Consider the following 18,952-nt stretch of genomic DNA (forward strand, 5'->3'; position numbering starts at 1 on the left):
CATGACGTACCGCATGCCCGCCGAGTGGACGCCGCACGAGCGCACCTGGATGGCCTGGCCCAGCACCAACCCCACCTTCACCAACGAGGAGGAGCTGGCCGAGGCCCGCGAGGCGTGGGCTACCGTGGCCCGCGCCGTGCGCCGCTTCGAGCCGGTGACGATGGTGGTCGCGCCCGGCGACGCGGACTCCGCCCGCGCCCTCCTCGGCGACGGCGTGGAACTCCTGGAGCGGGAGCTCGACGACGCCTGGATGCGCGACATCGGACCCACCTTCGTGAAGGACGAGGAGGGCCGGCTGGCCGCCGTGGACTGGGTGTTCAACGGCTGGGGCGCGCAGGACTGGGCCCGCTGGGAGCACGACTCCAAGATCGCCCGCCATGTGGCGGACGCGGCGGGCGTCCCGGTGGTGAGCAGCGCCCTGGTGAACGAGGGCGGCGCGATCCACGTGGACGGCGAGGGCACCGTCCTGCTCACGGACACCGTGCAGCTCGGTGCGGGCCGCAACCCCGAGTGGAACCGCCAGGAGGTCGAGGCCGAGATCCACGCCAGGCTCGGCACCACCAAGGCGATCTGGCTCCCGCACGGCCTGGCCGGCGACTACGGACTCTTCGGCACCCAGGGCCACGTCGACATCGTCGCCGCCTTCGCCCGCCCGGGCACCGTCCTGGTCCACAGCCAGCAGAACCCGCACCACCCCGACTACGAGCGCTCCCGCCTCTACGTCAACCTCCTCCGCGGCCAGACCGACGCCCAGGGCCGCCCCCTGGAGGTCATCGAGGTCCCGGCGCCGACCGTCCTGAAGGACGAGGAGGGCGACTGGGTCGACTACTCGTACATCAACCACTACCTGTGCAACGGCGGCGTGGTCCTCTGCGGCTTCGACGACCCCCACGACGAGGTCGCCGCGGAGATCTTCCGCCGCCTCTTCCCGGAGCGCGAGGTCGTCCTGGTCGACGCGCGGCCGATCTTCGCGGGCGGCGGCGGCATCCACTGCATCACCCAGCAGCAGCCGGCGGTCTGAGAAACCCGCTGGTCGTGGCCGCACGCCGTGTGACAGCGTGCGGCCATGAGCACCCACGCCTCCGGCCGGTACACGATCACCCGGCTGTACTCCGTCGCCGACGACGCCTGGTACCTGGAACTCGACGAGGCGGCCGGACAGCGGATGCTCGTGGTGGCGACCGTGCCGGACGAGGACCCGGCGCGCGAGCCGAGCGTCTGGTTCGACGCACGCGGGGGCGAGCGCGAGATCCCGTACGACGTCCTGCGCTGGTTCATGGACGAGGTCGCCGAGGAGATCCGCACCTCCCGGGACTGGATGGAGCTCCGGCCCGAGATCGTCGAGGTCATCCACGAACTGCGGCAGGAGCACCTGGGCGTGATCGACGACGAGGACCTGCCGCCCGTGCTCGCCGGGCTGCGCGCCCGGGTGCCCGAGGCCGACCTGGCCGACGTGATGCTGCACGCCTTCGGGCGCGGGCCCGGCGGCGAGATACCGGACAACGGCTGATCCTGTAGAACGTACGAGTGAGTCAGAGCAGCGACCCGACCCCGACCCCGAGCCCGGCCCCCCACCCGCGCCGCCGCAACCAGGCCGCCCCGCCCCGCGAGGACGTGCTCGCCGCGGCCATGGACACCATCGCCGAGCGCGGGCTCGACGGGCTGACCATGGCCGGGCTCGGACGGCAGGTCGGCATGAGCAGCGGGCACCTGCTCTACTACTTCGGCACCAAGGACGAGCTGCTGCTGCAGACGCTCGAGTGGAGCGAGGGCCGGCTCGGGGCCGAGCGGAGCGCGCTGCTGTCCGCTCCCGGCACCGCGCGGGAGCGGCTCGACGGATACGTCGACGTGTACGTGCCGGACGGGCCGCGCGACCCGCACTGGACGCTGTGGCTCGAGGTCTGGAACCGCTCGCAGAACGCCGACGACGACGCCCGCGCCCGGCAGGCCGCCATCGAGGGCGCCTGGCACCGCGACCTCGTCGCGATCCTCGCCGAGGGCGTCTCGCGCGGCGAGTTCCGGCCCGTCGACCCGGACCGCTTCGCACACCGGATGCGCGCTCTGCTCGACGGCTTCAGCGTGCACGTCGCCGTCGGCATCCCGGGCACTGGGCGCGATCAAGTCCTCGCCCACGTCAGGGAGTTCGTCGCCGAAACCCTGCTTCTGTGACCGTTAGGCACGTAAGTACTCCTGATCGTTGCCCCGTGCACCCTTGTTGCCGCCCGGCCGCCTCCGGCACGGTTCGAGGCCATGGGACGAGAACACTGGAAGAAGATCTGGGTCGGGTCGGCCGGCAACATGGTCGAGTGGTTCGACTGGTTCGTCTACGCGAGCTTCGCGACCTACTTCGCGGGGGCGTTCTTCCCCGAGGGCAACGACACCGCCAAGCTCATGAACACCGCCGGCATCTTCGCCGTCGGCTTCTTCATGCGCCCGGTCGGCGGCTGGCTGCTCGGCCGGGTCGGTGACCGCAAGGGCCGCAAGGCGGCCCTGACCCTCACCGTGACGCTGATGTCGGCCTCGGCGCTGCTCATCGCCGTCGCCCCGACCTACGCCGTCGCCGGATACGGCGGCGCCGCGGTCCTCCTCGTCGCCCGTCTCCTCCAGGGCCTCTCCGTCGGCGGCGAGTACGCCGCCAGCGCCACCTATCTCACCGAGGCCTCCGCGCCGAAGCACCGCGGCTTCGCCTCCAGCTTCCAGTACGTGTCGATGACGGCCGGTCAGGTCCTCGGCCTCGGCCTGCAGATCGTGCTCCAGCGGACCATGTCCACCGAGGCTCTGCACAGCTGGGGCTGGCGCATCCCCTTCATCGTCGGCGCCCTCGGCGCGGCCGTCGTCTTCTACCTGCGGCGCACGATGCTGGAGACGGAGGTGTACGAGGAGACCGCGGACGCCGGCGTCGCGAGCGGCGACAAGGGCACCGTGAAGGCCCTGTGGGCGCACCGGCGCGAGGCCTTCCTCGTCATCGCGCTCACCATGGGCGGCACGGTGGCCTACTACACGTACACCACCTACCTCACCAAATACCTGTCCAACTCCGCCGGACTGCCCAAGCAGACCGCGACCCTGGTCTCCTTCTGCGCGCTGATCGTCTTCGCCTGCCTCCAGCCGCTCGCCGGCCGGCTCTCCGACCGGATCGGCCGCCGTCCGCTGCTCATCACCTTCGCGGTCGGCTCCAGCCTCCTCACCGTGCCGATCATGACGATGCTCCAGCACGCGGGCTCGTTCTGGCCGGCGCTCGGCCTCTCCCTCCTCGCCCTGGTCGTCGTCACCGGCTACACCTCGATCAACGCCTGCGTGAAGGCCGAGCTCTTCCCGACCGGCATCCGCGCGCTCGGCGTGGCCCTGCCGTACGCGATCGCCAACGCCCTGTTCGGCGGCACGGCGGAGTACGTGGCGCTGTGGTTCAAGGACGCGGGCGTCGAGTCCGGCTACTACTGGTACGTCGCCGGCTGCGCCGCCGTGTCGCTGGTCGTCTACGTCACCATGCGCGAGACCCGGGACATCGACCTCGGCCGGGTGGGCCGCACCGCCGGAAGCGAGGCCGGTACGGCCTCCGCGCCCGTACGGTCGAGGGAAGCAGCCGTCGATTCCGCATCGTGAGATCCGCGTCCACCGCCGCGCGCGGGTGTGGCAGACTGCCGACGTGCTTGCTACCGCCATGATTATCGGCAGCAGCGCGCCGGTCCGCAGTGACCGCTGACCGTGGGAGCCCAACCCCCGCGGCGGCGGCCACCGTGCCCCAGACCCGCGCGCAGACCTCTCGCACCCGCGAGGGGTTTTTTCGTTTTCCGGCCCCACCACCGCCGGAAGCGGACAGCGCGTGAGAATGGGGGCAAGTGGATCCAGACCTTCCGGAGCCACATCCGACAGGAGCCAACACAGTCATGACCACGGAGAACGGCGAGAGCGGGCGCGTCGGCGCCGGGCGCGTCGACGACAGCTTCCATGTCTTCGACACCACGCTGCGCGACGGCGCGCAGCGCGAGGGCATCAACCTGACGGTCGCGGACAAGCTGACCATCGCACGGCACCTCGACGACTTCGGCGTCGGCTTCATCGAGGGCGGCTGGCCCGGCGCCAACCCGCGCGACACCGAGTTCTTCGCCCGCGCCCGTCAGGAGATCGCGTTCAAGAACGCGCAGCTCGTCGCCTTCGGCGCCACCCGCCGGGCCGGTGGCAACGCCGCCGAGGACCCGCAGGTCAAGGCGCTGCTCGACTCCGGCGCCCCGGTGATCACCCTCGTCGCCAAGTCGCACGACCGGCACGTCGAGCTCGCGCTGCGCACCACCCTCGACGAGAACCTGGAGATGGTCCGCGACACCGTCGCCCACCTGCGCTCCCAGGGCCGCCGCGTCTTCGTCGACTGCGAGCACTTCTTCGACGGCTACAAGGAGAACCCCGCCTACGCGAAGGCCGTGGTGCGCACCGCGCACGAGGCCGGCGCCGACGTCGTCATCCTCTGCGACACCAACGGCGGCATGCTCCCCGCCCAGGTCCAGGCCGTCGTCTCCACGGTCCTCGCCGACACCGGGGCCCGCCTCGGCATCCACGCCCAGGACGACACCGGCTGCGCCGTCGCCAACACCCTGGCCGCCGTGGACGCCGGCGCCACCCACGTCCAGTGCACCGCCAACGGTTACGGCGAGCGGGTCGGCAACGCCAACCTCTTCCCGGTCGTCGCGGCCCTGGAGCTCAAGTACGGCAAGCGGGTGCTGCCCGACGGCGCGCTCGCCGAGATGACCCGGATCTCCCACGCCATCGCCGAGGTCGTCAACCTCACGCCGTCCACCCACCAGCCGTACGTCGGTGTCTCCGCCTTCGCGCACAAGGCGGGCCTGCACGCCTCGGCCATCAAGGTGGACCCCGACCTCTACCAGCACATCGACCCCGAGCTGGTCGGCAACACCATGCGGATGCTGGTCTCCGACATGGCGGGCCGCGCCTCCATCGAGCTCAAGGGCAAGGAGCTGGGCGTCGACCTGGGCGGCGACCGCGCGCTGGTCGCCCGGGTCGTCGAGCGGGTCAAGGAGCGCGAGCTCAAGGGCTACACGTACGAGGCCGCCGACGCCTCCTTCGAGCTGCTGCTCCGCGAGGAGGCGGAGGGCCGGCCGCGCCGCTACTTCCGTACGGAGTCCTGGCGCGCGATCGTCGAGGACCGTCCGGACGGCACCCACGCCAACGAGGCCACCGTGAAGCTGTGGGCCAAGGGCGAGCGGATCGTCGCCACCGCCGAGGGCAACGGCCCCGTCAACGCCCTCGACCGGGCGATGCGGGTCGCGCTGGAGCGGATCTACCCGCAGCTCGCCAAGTTCGAGCTGATCGACTACAAGGTCCGCATCCTCGAAGGCCGCCACGGCACCGAGTCCACGACCCGGGTCCTGGTCACCACCAGCGACGGCAACGGCGAGTGGGCGACCGTCGGCGTCGGCGAGAACGTCATCGCGGCCTCCTGGCAGGCCCTGGAGGACGCCTTCACGTACGGACTGCTGCGGGCGGGCATCGACCCGGCCGAGTAAGGGGCGACCGCCGCCCGGAATGTCTGGTTTTGGTCCATTCGGGGTAGCGTCAAGACATGAGGACCAGGCCCTTCCCCCTCGTGTCGGCCTTCGCGGGCCTTGCGCTGCTGCTGCTCCTGGTCCTGGCCCCGTCCGCGGGGGCCAGGGCCACGGGCGTATCCGACGCGGCCGCGGCCCTGAAACAGGGCCCGGTCTACGTCGACCCCGGCGCGGCCGGCCAGCTGTCGAGGGCCGACGCGGACGCCATAGCCCAGAAGATCAAGGACGCCGACAAGCCGCTCTTCGTGGCCGTGCTGCCCGCGAACGAGCAGTTCCCGCCGGAGAACCTGCTGCGCAACCTGCGCACCGAGACCGGCGTGACCGGCCTCTACGCCGTACGGCTCGGTGACGGGTTCGACGCCGCCGCGGACTCCTCGGTGATGTCCCGCGACGCCGTGGACAACCTCGTGACGGCCGTGCGCCAGCCCGGCGTGGACGCCGAGACCGAGCTGAACAACTTCGTCGACCAGGCGTTGCCCACCATGCGCGGCTCCGCCCCGGCCTCCTGGGGCACCGCCGGCGAGGACTCCGGCGTGCCGGTGGCCGGACTGGTCACCCTCGGCGCGGTCGCCGTCGCAGGCGGCGCCGGGGCCTACGCGATCGTCCGGCAGAAGAGGCTCCGCAGGGAGGCCGAGGAGCGCGCCGCCCTCGACAAGCTGCGGGTCGTCGTGGACGAGGACATCACCGCCTTCGGCGAGGAGCTGGAACGGCTCGACTTCCACCCGGCCGAGGCGGGCGCCGACGACGCCATGCGCGGCGACTACGAGCGGGCCCTGGACTCCTACGACAGGGCCAAGTCCCTCATGGGCTCGGTCTCCCGTCCGCACGAGGTGCGCGGGGTCACCCAGGCCCTGGAGGACGGCCGCTTCTCGCTCGCCGTCCTCGGCGCCCGCCGCGAGGGCCGGGCGCTGCCCGAGCGGCGACCGCCGTGCTTCTTCGACCCGCGACACGGTCCGGCCTCCGAGGACCGGACCTGGTCCCCGGCGGGCGGCTCGGCCCGCCAGGTCCCGGTCTGCGCCGCCGACGCGGCCCGCCTCGACGACGGCCTCGACCCGCAGGCCCGTACCGTCGACACGGTCGACGGGCGCCGCCCCTACTGGGAGGCGGGCCCGGCCTACGGCCCCTGGGCCGGCGGCTACTTCGGCGGCGGCATGCTCCCCGGCCTCCTGGTCGGCACCATGCTCGGCTCGATGCTCTCCACCCCGGCCTACGCGGGCGAGTACGGGGGCGGCGACTTCCAGGACTTCCAGGGCGGCGACTTCTCCGGAGCCGACTTCAACAGCGGCGACTTCGGTTCGGGCGACTTCGGCGGCGGAGGAGGCTTCGACGGCGGCGGGGGCTTCGACGGCGGCGGCGGGTTCTAGGGGCACCCCCCCAGGGGCGCCCAGGGCCCGTCCGGCCGCGGGGCTCTCCGCCCTCACGCCCTACACCAGGGGCTTCACCGACATCAGCAGGTGGCGGTGGGTGCTCTCGGCGTCTTCCGTCGCGTCCGTGATCAGGGCGCGCTGGCCCGGACCGAGGAGGTGCAGGGCGAGTCGCGGGGCGTCGAAGGAGGCGAGGGCGTCGAGGAGGTACGCCGGGTTGAAGGCGACCGTCATCGACGCGGCGCCGGTCAGGGCGGCGGGCAGCCGCTGGGAGGCGACGTCGTCCTCGTAGCCCGCCTGGAGGTGGACGGTCGTGCCGTCGAAGGCGAGCTGGACCGGGCTGTCGCCCTCGGCGACCACCGCGACCCGCTTCACCGCCTCGACCAGCGGGACCCGCCCGGTCACCGCCACCGCGTGCTCCCCGAGCGCGAACAGCTTGTCGTGCCGGGGCAGGCGGCCGTCGAGGAGCCGGGTGGTGGTGCGCATGTCCTCGGTCTCGAAGCCGAGCAGGCCGCCGTCCAGGGCCAGCCGCAGCGTGGCCGAGCCGGCCAGCGAGCGCGCGATCTCGGTGAGCCGGCGGGCCGGCACCACCACGTCGAGGGGCTCCCCGGCCCCGTCCGCCCCGGCGTCGGGTCTCCACTCCATGGTCCGCACCGCGTACCGGTAGCGGTCGGTCGCGGCCAGCGTCATCGTCGTGCCGTCCAGGCCGAGCCGTATCCCGGTGAGGACCGGCAGCGCGTCGTCCCGGCCGGCGGCCACCGCCACGTGCCCGACCGCCGCCGCGAAGGCGTCGGCGGCGACCTCGCCGCGCGGGGCCGGCAGTGCGGGCCGGTCCGGGTAGTCGTCCAGAGGCAGCAGCGAGAGCCCGAACCGGGCCTCACCGCCGGTCACCGCGAGCCGGGCCCCGTCGGTCGCGCAGACCACCGGCCCGTGCGGCAGCACCTTGCAGATGTCGAGCAGCCGCCGCCCGAGGACCAGCGCCCTGCCGTCCCGCAGGACGTCGGCGTCCACCTCGGTCCGCGCCGAGGCCTCGTAGTCCAGGCCGGACACGGCGAGCCGGCCGTCCGCCGCCTCCAGGAGCAGGCCGCCGAGCACGGGCACGGGGGAACGGGCGGGCAGCACGCGGGCCGCCCAGGCCACGGCCTCGGTCAACACCCCGCTGTCGATACGGAATTCCATGCCGCCGACGCTAGCGACCACCACTGACAACGGCGGGAATCCCGGCGGACCCTTGATCGTTACGCCCTTCGAAGGCTTCGCGCGACGACGAGGGGGAGTGCGCGATGAGCGAGGTCCACGGCATGGTGGCGCCCGGGTTCGAGTCCGTACGGGAGGAGTTCGCCGGGGTCGCCGCGCACGAGGCGCGCGACGGCGGCGCCCAGCTCGCGGTCTACCACCGGGGCCGGCTCGTGGCCGACCTGTGGGGCGGCGACGGGGTCGACGGCGACTCGCTGCTCGCGCTCTACTCCTCCGCCAAGGGCGCCACCGCGCTGGTCACGGCGCTCCTGGTTCAGGACGGCGCGCTCGACCTCGATCGCGAAGTGGCCTCCTGGTGGCCCGCGTTCGCGGCCGAGGGCAAGGGCGGGGTCACGCTGCGCCGGCTGCTCGCCCACCGCTCCGGGGCGATCGGCACCGCCGACGGCTTCACGCCCGACGAGCTCGCCGACGACCGCGTGGTCGCCGCGCGGGTCGCCGCCCACCGCCCGTACTGGGAGCCGGACACGGGCCACGGCTACCACGCCCTGACCTTCGGCGCGCTGGTCGGCGAGGTGGTGCTGCGGGCCACCGGCCGTACGGTCCAGGAGCACTACGCGGAGCGGATCAGGGCGCCGTACGGGCTCGACTACCACCTCGGCCTGCCCGAGGAGCTCGAGTCCCGCTTCCGCCCCGCTCTCCCCATGCTGCCCACGCCTGCCCAGCAGGCCCTCCAGGCGGCGAACCCGGTCGCCCGCGACAGCCTCCTGGCCGTCGCCTTCGGCCTGCACGCCGAGCCGCCCTTCGACGCCGTCGCGTACGGCAACTCCCGCGCCGTGCACGCGGCGGCCCCGCTCTCCGGCGGCGGCGTCGGCAGCGCGCGCGGCCTGGCCCGGATGTACGCGGCGGTCGCGGGCGAGCTCGACGGCCGGCCGCCGCTCCTGAAGCCCGAGGTCCTCGCCGAGGTCTCCCGCGTGCACTCCTCCGGTACGGACCTGGTGACCGGCGAGCGGAACGCCTTCGGCCTCGGCTTCGTCCCGCTCGCCACCCGCCACCCCGAGCTCGGCCCCACCGCCGTCGGCCACAGCGGCGCCCCCGGCTCCCAGTCCTTCGCCGACCCGGCCCGGTCCCTCGCCTACAGCTACACCCGCCGCCGCTTCGCCTTCGCCGGCGGTCCCGGCGCCCCGGAGAACGACCGTCTGATACGCGCGGTGACGGCGGCCGCCGACCGGGCGAACGCCTGAGGAAACACCACCGCCCGGCAGCCCTGGGGGCTGCCGGGTCCGGAGTGGTGCCGCAAAGGGCCGGTCGGCTCAGGCGGCGTTCTTGATGGCGGAGATGTCGAAGTTCAGCTTGACCTTGTCGCTGACCATGACGCCGCCGGTCTCCAGGGCCGCGTTCCAGGTCAGGCCCCAGTCGGAGCGCTGGATCTCGGCGGAGCCCTCGAAGCCGACCCGCTCGTTGCCGTAGACGTCGGTCGCGGTGCCGTTGAACTCCAGGTCGATGGCGAGCGGCTTGGTGACGTCCTTGATCGTCAGGTCGCCCTTGACGCGGTACTTGTCGCCGCCGAGGTGCGCGGCCTCCGTGGAGCGGAAGGTCATCAGCGGGAAGGCGTCGGCGTCGAAGAAGTCGCCGCTGCGCAGGTGGTTGTCACGGTCGCCGATGCCGGTGTCGATCGAGGCGATCCGGACGTCGATGGAGGCGCTGGAGGAGGCCGGGTCCGAGCCGTTCAGCTGCAGCGTGCCCTCGTGCTCGGCGAAGGTGCCGCGGACGTTGGTGACCATCGCGTGACGGACGGTGAAGCCGATGCTGCTGTGCGCCGGGTCGATCGTGTAGTCGCCGGTCAGGGCGGCCAGGGCCGGGTCCACGGGGAGGGTGGCGACAGCGGTGGCGGCGGACTCGGTGGTGTTCTTGCGGCCGAAGAGACCCATGACGTGCTCCTTGGGGACGGTGCGCGGGGGGCGCTGGTCGTGCTTTCGTTGAACCTTCAACGACATCGACCATAGACCTATTCCGTTCAACTTTCAACATCTGCGGAAAAGGTTCACCCGGACGGCGCCCGGCGGTCTCCGACGCCCTCTGGCGGACGCGCGTAGAACTGCGGCACCATCTCCCTGCGCGACGAGCACCACCTGCACAGCCGTCCCCAACCGCCACGGTCATCCGCAGGAGGCACCAGTGAAGCTCCGCTCCGTCCTCACGGCCCTCGCCCTCGTCCTCGGCGCACTCTTCGCGCCCGGCTTCGGCGTCCTCTCCACCGCCACCGACGCCCACGCCGTCACCAAGATCAGCCACGCCACCGCCACCTCGATGTTCCGCGAGGTCGGCATCACCTGGTCCTCGTCCGGCGGCTGCTCGGACCGCTACAACTCCACCTGTACGTCCTTCGAGCAGCTCAACCTCGCCACCGCGCAGGGCGCCCAGACCCTCAAGCGGGCCAGCGGCTGCGCCCTCAACATCACCGGCGGCACCGAGACCGGCCACGCGAGCGGCACCTACTCGCACTGGAACGGCTACAAGCTCGACTACAGCAAGTACACGTGCGTCGGGAACTACATCAAGAACACCTTCACCTACATCGGTCTGCGCGGCGACGGCGCCCCGCAGTGGAAGTCCGGCTCGGGCAACATCTACGCCGACGAGGGCAACCACTGGGACGTCACCTACTACAACTGCGGCGGCTGCTGAGCGACTTGGACTAACCGCAGGAGGTTGTTGGACTGGAGGGCCCCGCGGGGCGCGATCTCGTTGACGGTGATCCGTCACGCGGGCCAACTAGTGCGCATGTCGCACCCATTCCCTCCCTCCGCGCAGCGGCGGCTGCGCACGGCCTGTGCGCTGGCCGCCGCCACCTCCGCCGTGCTCGCCCTGGCCGGCCCGGCCCGCGCCGGCACCCCCGACGCCGCGCGAGCGGCCGCCGAGGCCGTCATCGGCTCCGACGGGCTCCTGATCGGCTCCGACCGGCTGTCCGTCGCCGTCGCCGAGGACTTCCCCCGCGTCCTGTCGTACACCGACCGCGCCACCGGCGCCCGGCTCCTCGGCTCCACCGCCCCCGTCACCCAGGTCGTCCTCAACGGCACCGGCCACGCCGTCCGGGCCGCGGCCGCGCCCGTCGTGACCGCCGACTCCGCCGCGTACACCCTCGTCTTCCCCGACCTGCCCGGGGTCGAGATCGACGCGCGCCTGAGCGTCAGCGGCCGGGCCGCCACCTTCCGGGTCACCGCCGTCCGTGACACCGAGGGCTTCCGCGTCGGCACCATCGACATCCCCGGCCACGACCTGGTCTCCGTCGGCTCCACCGACCCCGGCGCCGCCACCGCCTTCACCCGGCTCGACCCCGACGCCACCCGGACCGCCGACGTCTTCGCCGAGGTCACCGACGCCACCCCGGCCGACGCCGCCGCCGTCGGCGCCAGCTACGCGATCGTCAACACCGGGCAGCTCGCCGCCGCCGTCGAGTCGAACTCCTCCTACGACAAGCCGTCCGGGCCCAGCGCCCGCGACGGCGCCCGCTTCTGGCACCAGGCCCGCAAGGGCGGCGACGGGACCCGCGTCGGCGTCTGGTCCGGCCAGTGGACCTACCGGGGCGCCGGCGCGCCCGCTCCCGAGAGCGGCGACGACCTGCCCTGGGCCAAGGTCGTCGTCACCCCCGACGCCAACGCCGACGGCACCGTCGACTGGCAGGACGGCGCCGTCGCCTTCCGCTCCATCGGGGTCGGGGCGCCCGGCAGCGAGCAGACACCGGACCGGGTGGTCGCCCACATCCCGTTCAACTTCGCCTCCCACGCCACCCACCCCTTCCTGCGCACCCTCGACGACGTCAAGCGGATCTCCCTCGCCACCGACGGACTCGGCCAGTTCGCGCTGCTCAAGGGATACGGCTCCGAGGGCCACGACTCCGCCCACCCCGACTACGGCGGCAACTACAACAAGCGCGCCGGGGGTCTCGCCGACCTCAACACGCTGCTGCGCGAAGGCAGGAAGTGGGGCGCCGGCTTCGGCGTCCACGTCAACGCCACCGAGTCGTACCCCGAGGCGAGGAACTTCAGCGAGACCCTGGTCGACAAGAACAGGCCCGGCTGGAACTGGCTGAACCAGAGCTACTACATCGACCAGCGGCGCGACGTGAACAGCGGCGACCTCGCCCGCCGCTTCCGGCAGCTGCGCGACGAGACCGACCCCAACCTGTCGATGCTCTACATCGACGTCTACTACACCCACGGCTGGATCGCCGACAAGACGATGCAGGCCGTCCGGGCACAGGGCTGGAACGTCGCCACCGAGTGGTCCGAGAAGTTCGAGCGCGCCTCCCTCTGGTCGCACTGGGCCAACGACCTCGACTACGGCGGCGCCACCAACAAGGGCCTCAACTCGCAGATCATCCGCTTCATCCGCAACGACGAGAAGGACGTCTGGAACAACCACCCGGTCCTCGGCCAGACCGCCCTCGTCGACTTCGAGGGCTGGACCGGGGAGACCGACCACACCGCCTTCACCGCCAACATCTGGCAGCGCAACCTGCCCGCCAAGTACCTCCAGCAGCAGAAGATCACCCGCTGGGACGGCGACGACATCACCTTCACCGGCGGTGTCCGCGGCACGCTCGAGAACGGCCGCCGCACCTTCTACGAGAATGGCCGCAAGGTCCTCGACGGCGACGCCTACCTGCTGCCCTGGGCCGGCGGGAACGGCGGCCGCAAGCTCTACCACTACAACAAGACCGGCGGGAGGACGAGTTGGGCCGTCCCCGGCACCGGCTCGTACACCGTCTACAAGCTCACCGACAACGGCCGTGCGAAGACCGGGACCGTGCGGCCCGCCGGCGGCCGGATCACCCTCGACGCCGTCGCCGGACAGCCCTACGTCCTCTACCCGGACCGGGCGCCCGAGCCGCCGAACCCGCACTGGGGCCAGGGCACCCCGGTCAAGGACCCCGGCTTCAACGACGCCGGCCTGAACTCCTGGACCAGGAGCGGCGCCGTCACCCGCGACACCGACGGCCAGGGCCGCAACAGCGCGAAGCTCTCCGGCCCCGCCACCGCCGCCGTCTCGCAGCGGATCACCGGACTGAAGCCCGGCGCGCGCTACACCGCCTCCGCGCTGATCGAGGTCGAGCCCGGCCGCAGCCGCCCCACCACCCTCTCCGTCGGCGGCCGTTCCGTCACCGTCGAACGCTCATCCCTCCAGGACCGGGTCGCCGCGTCCGACTGGAACGGCACGCACTTCCAGCGCGCCAAGGTCACCTTCACCGCTCCGGCCGGCGGCAGCACCCCGCTGACGATCCAGGCCGCCGCGGGCTCCTCCGCCACCGTCCGGACCGACGACGTCCGGATCGTCGCCAACGACCCGGCGGCCCGGGCCGGAGCGCTGGTGTACGAGGACTTCGAAGCCGTCGACCAGGGCTGGGGCCCCTTCCTCAAGGGCGACGCGGGCGGCACCACCGACCCGCGCACCCACATCGCCCAGCTCCACGCCCCCTACACCCAGGCCGGCTGGAACGGGAAGGCGGTCGACGACGTCCTCGACGGCGCCGAGTCCCTCAAGTCCCACGACGAGAACAGCGGCCTGGTCTACCGCACCGCGCCCTGGACCGTCCCCATGAAGGACGGCCACCGCTACCGCGTCGACTTCGCCTACCAGTCCAGCCACGCCGGCGCCTACGAGTGGGTCACCGGTTACGACCGCACCCACGGGAACGGCGCTCCCGTCGAGACCCGCCGCACGCCGGTCGGACAGCAGCGGACCACCGGCCGGTTCACCGAGACGGTCACCGCGGGCTGCGGCGACACCTGGACCGGGCTGCGCAAGCGCGCCGACGCCCCGGACGGCGCCGACTTCGTGCTCGACCGCTTCACCGTCACCGACCTCGGGCCGGCCACCGAGCGCGCGGCCTGCGGCACCCTCGCCGTGACCGCGCCGGAGACCCTGGAGCCCGGCCGGGCCAACACCGTGACCGCCACCTTCGGCAACGACGAGGCGGGCCAGGTCACCGGGGCGCGGGCCGCGCTCGCACTGCCCGAGGGCTGGACCGCCGAGCCGGCCGGGCCCGTCTACCTCGACGCGGTCGCCGCGGGCGGCAGCGCCACCGCCACCTGGCGGGTCACCCCGCCCGTGGACGCCGCCTACCGCCCGTACGAGCTGGGCGCCGCCGTCACGTACGCCGTCGGCGGCGAGCCCCGCGAGCTGACCGCGGCCACCACCGTCCGCACCCTGCCACCGCCGCCCACCGCCGACGCCTGGGCGAGCGACCTCGACTGGACCTCGGCCTCCAACGGCTGGGGCCCGGTGGAGAAGGACGGCTCCAACGGAGAGACGGGCACCGGGGACGGCGGCCCGCTGCGGATCGGGGGAGTGACCTACGCCAAGGGCCTGGGCACCCACGCGCCGGCGAAGGTCCGCTACTACCTGGGCGGCCGCTGCACCTCCTTCACCGCGGAGGTCGGCGTGGACGACGTCCAGACCACCCGGGGCAGCGTCCGGTTCGGCGTGGTCGCCGACGGTACGGAGAAGGCGGCGTCACCGGTCCTGAAGGCCGCCGACAGCGCCTGGTCGCTCAGCGCCGACGTCACCGGCGCCTCGTACGTCGAGCTCGTCGTCGGCGACGGCGGCGACGGGAACGGCAACGACCACGCGGACTGGGGCAACGCCCGCTTCCACTGCGGCGGCCAAACGTAGAAAGCGCTTGTCGTGCTCATTGATTGCGTCGGACGACGGGTGCTACACCGGGCGCCAACCGGTCTACACCACTCCCCGGGAGGCTCCCCGTGCCCGTCCCCCTCGCAGGCGGCTGGTCCCGCCGCACCTTCCTGAGCGCCGGCTCGGCCGCCGCCCTCGCCGTGTCCCTCGCCCCGCGGGCCCACGCGGCCGATGACGAGTTCGAGACCCTGCGACGACGCTGGCTCGCCATCCAGCTCGGCTCCGGCTACGACGCCGGGGCCGAGCCCTACGCCACCCGGCTCGCCGAGACCGGCGCCCTCGCCCGCGGCTTCCGGGCCGCCATGGCCCCCGCCGCGAACTCCCTCTGGCCCGGCGTCCCCTTCGACCCGCCGTCCGGCATCACCCAGAGCTACGGCCGGCTGTGGACCATGACCCAGGCGTACGTCCAGGACGGCACCGGCTCCACCGGCGACCCCGCCCTCCTCGCCGACGTCCTGCGGGGCCTCGACCACCTCTCCGAGCGGATCTACCACGCCGGCACCGTCCGCTACGGCAACTGGTGGGAATGGCAGATCGGTTCGCCGCGGATCCTCATGGACGTCGTCGCCGCCCTCCACCCGCTGCTCGGCCCCGACCGGATCGCCGCCGCCTGCGCCGCCGTCGACCACTTCGTCCCGGACTCGGCGCTCGGCTCCTACACCGGCACCTCGACCGGCGCCAACCGCGTCGACCTGTGCCGCTCGGTCGCCCTGCGCGGGGTCCTCGGCGCGAACCCCGCCAAGATCGCCCTCGCCCGTGACGGGCTCTCGCCCGTCTTCCCGTACGTCACCAAGGGCGACGGGCTCTACGCCGACGGCTCCTTCGTCCAGCACACCTGGGTCGCCTACTCCGGCACCTACGGCCAGGTCATGCTCGACGGACTCGGCCGGCTCTTCTCCCTGCTCGCGGGCTCCAGCTGGGCCGTCACCGACCCGAACCGGCAGATCATCCTCGACAGCGTCGAACACGCCTACGCGCCGCTCATCTACGACGGCCTGATGATGGACAGCGTCAACGGCCGGGCGATCAGCCGCGGATACCTCAAGAACGACGAGCGGCGGATCATGCGCTCCGACCACTTCCACGGCCAGGGCCTGATCGCCGCCATCGCGCTGCTCGCGGGCGGCGCGAGCCCCGCCGAACGGGACCGCTGGCACGCGCGCGTGAAGGGCTGGATCGAGCGCGACACCGTCAGCCCGGTCCTCGCCGCCCGCCAGTTCGGCGTCGCCGACCTCGCCCGCCTCCACGCCATCGCCGACGGCCCCGGACCCGCCGCGCCCGAACCCACCGGCCACCGCCTCTTCGCCTCGATGGACCGGGCCGTGCACCGCCGCCCCGGCTGGGCCGCCAACATCTCCATGGCCTCCGAGCGGATCTCGTACTACGAGTGCGGCAACGGCGAGAACCCGCGTGGCTGGCACACCGGCGCCGGGATGCTCTCCTGGTGGACGGACGGCCAGGGCGGCCAGTACACCGACTGGTTCTGGCCCACCGTCGACCCTTACCGGCTGCCCGGCACCACCGCCTCCACCAAGCGCCTCGCCGACCGGGCCGGCGGCGAATGGGGTGCGCCCAAGCCCGCCGTGCGGTGGGTCGGCGGCGCCACCGACGGCGAGTTCGCCGCCGTCGGCCAGCACCTCAAGGGCCTCGGCTCCACCCTGGAGGCCCGCAAGTCCTGGTTCTGCGCGGCCGACACCGTCATCTGCCTGGGCGCCGGGATCACCGCTGCCGACGGCGTGCCCGTCGAGACCGTCGTCGACAACCGCTGCCTCGGCGAGGACGGCACCGCCGCCCTGACAACGGGCCCCGGCTGGGCCCATCTGGCCGGGCACGGCGGCTGGGTCTTCCCCGGCGGCACACCCGGCAACCTGCGCACCCTGCGCGAGGACCGCACCGGAGCATGGAGCGACATCAACACCACCAGCTCCACCGAGACCCGCACCCGCCGGTACCAGACGCTCTGGCTCGACCACGGCGCCGACCCGGCGGGCGCCTCGTACGCCTACCTCCTCATGCCGGGCGCCGCCCCGCGCACCCTGGCCGCCCGCGCCGCCGACCCCGGCTGGCTGCGGATCCTCGCCAACGGCGCCGACCGACAGGCCGTCGCCGTCCCGTCCCTCGGACTGACCGCCGCCAACTTCTGGCGGGCCGGTACGGTGGAACGCCTCACCGTCTCCGCGCCCGCGAGCGTGCTGCTGCGCCGCACCGGTGCCACGGCGACCCTGCGGACCAGCGAGCCGCCCCGCTCCGGGCAGCCCTTCGAACTGGTCTGGAACCGGCCCGTGCGGGGAGTGATCAGCGGGGACGACACCGTGGAGGTGCTCGCCGCCGGACCGGCAGGACTGCGGCTGCGGATCACCCCCGGTACCGCGGGTGCCACCCATCGTTGCGACGTGCTCGTGTAGAAAACCTACAATCAGCCGGGGTGTCCGGCTGTCGACTCGAGCTGATGGGGCAGATGGTTCTGTCATGCCCCACCAGGATTCGACACGCGAGACTGTACGGAGTCGACGGCGGGGTTTTCTTGTGTGAGTTCGTAGGGTCGGTACATGACCGTTGTGGACCAGATCCCGAGCGAGCCCGCTGACGCCCGTGGCCGTGTGGCCGAGCTGCACGAGCTGCGCGAGCAGGCTCGGCGAGGCCCGAGTGACCGAGCGACCGAGGCCCAGCACGCCAAGGGCAAGCTGACCGCTCGCGAGCGCATCGAGCTGCTGCTCGACCCTGGTTCCTTCAGCGAGGTCGAGCAGCTGCGCCGGCACCGCGCGCAGGGCTTCGGCCTGGAGGCCAAGAAGCCGTACACCGACGGTGTCATCACCGGCTGGGGCACGGTCGAGGGCCGCACGGTCTTCGTCTACGCGCACGACTTCCGGATCTTCGGCGGCGCCCTGGGCGAGGCCCACGCCACCAAGATCCACAAGATCATGGACATGGCCATCGCGGCCGGTGCCCCGCTGGTCTCCCTGAACGACGGCGCCGGCGCCCGCATCCAGGAGGGCGTCTCCGCCCTCGCCGGCTACGGCGGCATCTTCCAGCGCAACACCAGGGCCTCCGGCGTCATCCCGCAGATCTCGGTGATGCTCGGCCCGTGCGCCGGCGGCGCGGCCTACAGCCCCGCGCTGACCGACTTCGTCTTCATGGTCCGCGAGACCTCGCAGATGTTCATCACCGGCCCGGACGTCGTCAAGGCGGTCACCGGCGAGGAGATCACCCAGAACGGCCTCGGTGGCGCCGACGTCCACGCCGAGACCTCCGGCGTCGCGCACTTCGCGTACGACGACGAGGAGACCTGCATCGCCGAGGTGCGCTACCTCCTGTCGATGCTCCCGCAGAACAACCGCGAGAACCCGCCGACCGTCTCCTCCGAGGACCCGGCCGACCGCCGCTCGGACGTGCTGCTCGACCTCGTGCCCGCCGACGGCAACCGCCCGTACGACATGCACAAGGTCATCGAGGAGCTCGTCGACGAGGGCGACTACCTGGAGATCCACGAGCGCTGGGCCCGCAACATCATCTGCGCCCTCGCCCGCCTGGACGGCCAGGTCGTCGGCATCGTCGCCAACCAGCCGCAGTCGCTGGCCGGCGTGCTCGACATCGAGGCCTCCGAGAAGGCCGCGCGCTTCGTCCAGATGTGCGATGCCTTCAACATCCCGATCATCACCCTTCTGGACGTACCCGGCTTCCTGCCGGGCGTCGACCAGGAGCACGGTGGAATCATCCGCCACGGCGCGAAGCTGCTGTACGCGTACTGCAACGCGACCGTGCCCCGGATCTCGCTGATCCTGCGCAAGGCGTACGGCGGCGCCTACATCGTCATGGACTCCCAGTCCATCGGCGCCGACCTGACCTACGCCTGGCCCACCAACGAAATCGCGGTGATGGGAGCCGAGGGCGCCGCCAACGTCATCTTCCGCAAGCAGATCGCGGAGGCCGAGGACCCCGAGGCCATGCGCGCGCGCATGGTCAAGGAGTACAAGGCCGAGCTCATGCACCCGTACTACGCCGCGGAGCGCGGCCTGGTCGACGACGTCATCGACCCCGCCGAGACCCGCGAGGTGCTGATCAAGTCCCTCGCGATGCTCCGCACCAAGCACGCCGACCTGCCGTCCCGCAAGCACGGCAACCCGCCTCAGTAAGAGGAGC

General features: G+C 72.5%; 13 protein-coding genes. 11 read left to right on the forward strand and 2 right to left on the reverse strand.

Going from position 1 to position 18,952, the window contains the following annotated elements:
• Nucleotide 1: 1 nt before the first annotated feature.
• The 6 genes from ACFY8W_RS22095 to ACFY8W_RS22120 all read left to right on the forward strand — a co-directional run bounded on the left by ACFY8W_RS22095 (nucleotide 2) and on the right by ACFY8W_RS22120 (nucleotide 6,922).
• The gene (locus tag ACFY8W_RS22095; RefSeq protein WP_391107742.1) at nucleotides 2-1,021 is read left to right on the forward strand and encodes an agmatine deiminase family protein; all 1,020 of its coding nucleotides are present in this window, start codon (nucleotides 2-4) and stop codon (nucleotides 1,019-1,021) included.
• 45 nt (nucleotides 1,022-1,066) lie between these two features.
• Complete coding sequence (locus ACFY8W_RS22100) at nucleotides 1,067-1,510, forward strand: hypothetical protein (RefSeq protein WP_391107745.1); 444 nt, start codon at nucleotides 1,067-1,069, stop codon at nucleotides 1,508-1,510.
• Nucleotides 1,511-1,629: 119 nt separating this feature from the next.
• Entirely contained in the window at nucleotides 1,630-2,169 is a 540-nt protein-coding gene (locus ACFY8W_RS22105) for a TetR family transcriptional regulator C-terminal domain-containing protein (RefSeq protein WP_391108281.1), read from the forward strand.
• Nucleotides 2,170-2,250: 81 nt separating this feature from the next.
• Nucleotides 2,251-3,603 carry an MFS transporter gene (locus tag ACFY8W_RS22110; RefSeq protein WP_391107748.1) on the forward strand — a complete coding sequence of 451 codons (1,353 nt, stop codon included), beginning with the start codon at nucleotides 2,251-2,253 and terminating at the stop codon, nucleotides 3,601-3,603.
• A gap of 284 nt (nucleotides 3,604-3,887) precedes the next feature.
• Entirely contained in the window at nucleotides 3,888-5,519 is a 1,632-nt protein-coding gene (gene cimA, locus ACFY8W_RS22115) for a citramalate synthase (protein ID WP_391107750.1), read from the forward strand.
• A 56-nt stretch (nucleotides 5,520-5,575) separates the two neighbouring features.
• Complete coding sequence (locus tag ACFY8W_RS22120; RefSeq protein WP_391107752.1) at nucleotides 5,576-6,922, forward strand: hypothetical protein; 1,347 nt, start codon at nucleotides 5,576-5,578, stop codon at nucleotides 6,920-6,922.
• Nucleotides 6,923-6,982: 60 nt separating this feature from the next.
• On the opposite strand, the gene dnaN is transcribed toward ACFY8W_RS22120, so the two are convergent.
• Nucleotides 6,983-8,101 (reverse strand): DNA polymerase III subunit beta, encoded by a 1,119-nt coding sequence (gene dnaN, locus ACFY8W_RS22125; protein ID WP_391107755.1) that lies wholly within the window; start codon nucleotides 8,099-8,101, stop codon nucleotides 6,983-6,985.
• 104 nt (nucleotides 8,102-8,205) lie between these two features.
• Between dnaN and ACFY8W_RS22130 the strand changes: the two genes are divergently transcribed.
• The gene (locus ACFY8W_RS22130; RefSeq protein ID WP_391107758.1) at nucleotides 8,206-9,360 is read left to right on the forward strand and encodes a serine hydrolase; all 1,155 of its coding nucleotides are present in this window, start codon (nucleotides 8,206-8,208) and stop codon (nucleotides 9,358-9,360) included.
• A gap of 69 nt (nucleotides 9,361-9,429) precedes the next feature.
• Here ACFY8W_RS22130 and ACFY8W_RS22135 read toward each other — a convergent pair whose 3' ends face one another.
• Entirely contained in the window at nucleotides 9,430-10,047 is a 618-nt protein-coding gene (locus tag ACFY8W_RS22135) for a YceI family protein (protein WP_391108284.1), read from the reverse strand.
• Nucleotides 10,048-10,294: 247 nt separating this feature from the next.
• Here ACFY8W_RS22135 and ACFY8W_RS22140 point away from each other — a divergent pair, with 247 nt between their 5' ends.
• The 4 genes from ACFY8W_RS22140 (at nucleotide 10,295) to ACFY8W_RS22155 (ending at nucleotide 18,945) form a co-directional block, all read left to right on the forward strand.
• Entirely contained in the window at nucleotides 10,295-10,804 is a 510-nt protein-coding gene (locus tag ACFY8W_RS22140) for a hypothetical protein (protein WP_391107761.1), read from the forward strand.
• Nucleotides 10,805-10,900: 96 nt separating this feature from the next.
• Complete coding sequence (locus ACFY8W_RS22145) at nucleotides 10,901-14,791, forward strand: endo-alpha-N-acetylgalactosaminidase family protein (RefSeq protein WP_391107764.1); 3,891 nt, start codon at nucleotides 10,901-10,903, stop codon at nucleotides 14,789-14,791.
• A gap of 89 nt (nucleotides 14,792-14,880) precedes the next feature.
• Nucleotides 14,881-17,217: a polysaccharide lyase family 8 super-sandwich domain-containing protein gene (locus ACFY8W_RS22150; protein ID WP_391107766.1), complete on the forward strand. Its 2,337-nt coding sequence runs from the start codon at nucleotides 14,881-14,883 to the stop codon at nucleotides 17,215-17,217.
• 144 nt (nucleotides 17,218-17,361) lie between these two features.
• Nucleotides 17,362-18,945 (forward strand): carboxyl transferase domain-containing protein, encoded by a 1,584-nt coding sequence (locus tag ACFY8W_RS22155; RefSeq protein ID WP_391107769.1) that lies wholly within the window; start codon nucleotides 17,362-17,364, stop codon nucleotides 18,943-18,945.
• Nucleotides 18,946-18,952 lie beyond the last annotated feature (7 nt).

Source organism: Streptomyces sp. NPDC012637 (assembly GCF_042954805.1).
GTDB lineage: Bacteria > Actinomycetota > Actinomycetes > Streptomycetales > Streptomycetaceae > Streptomyces.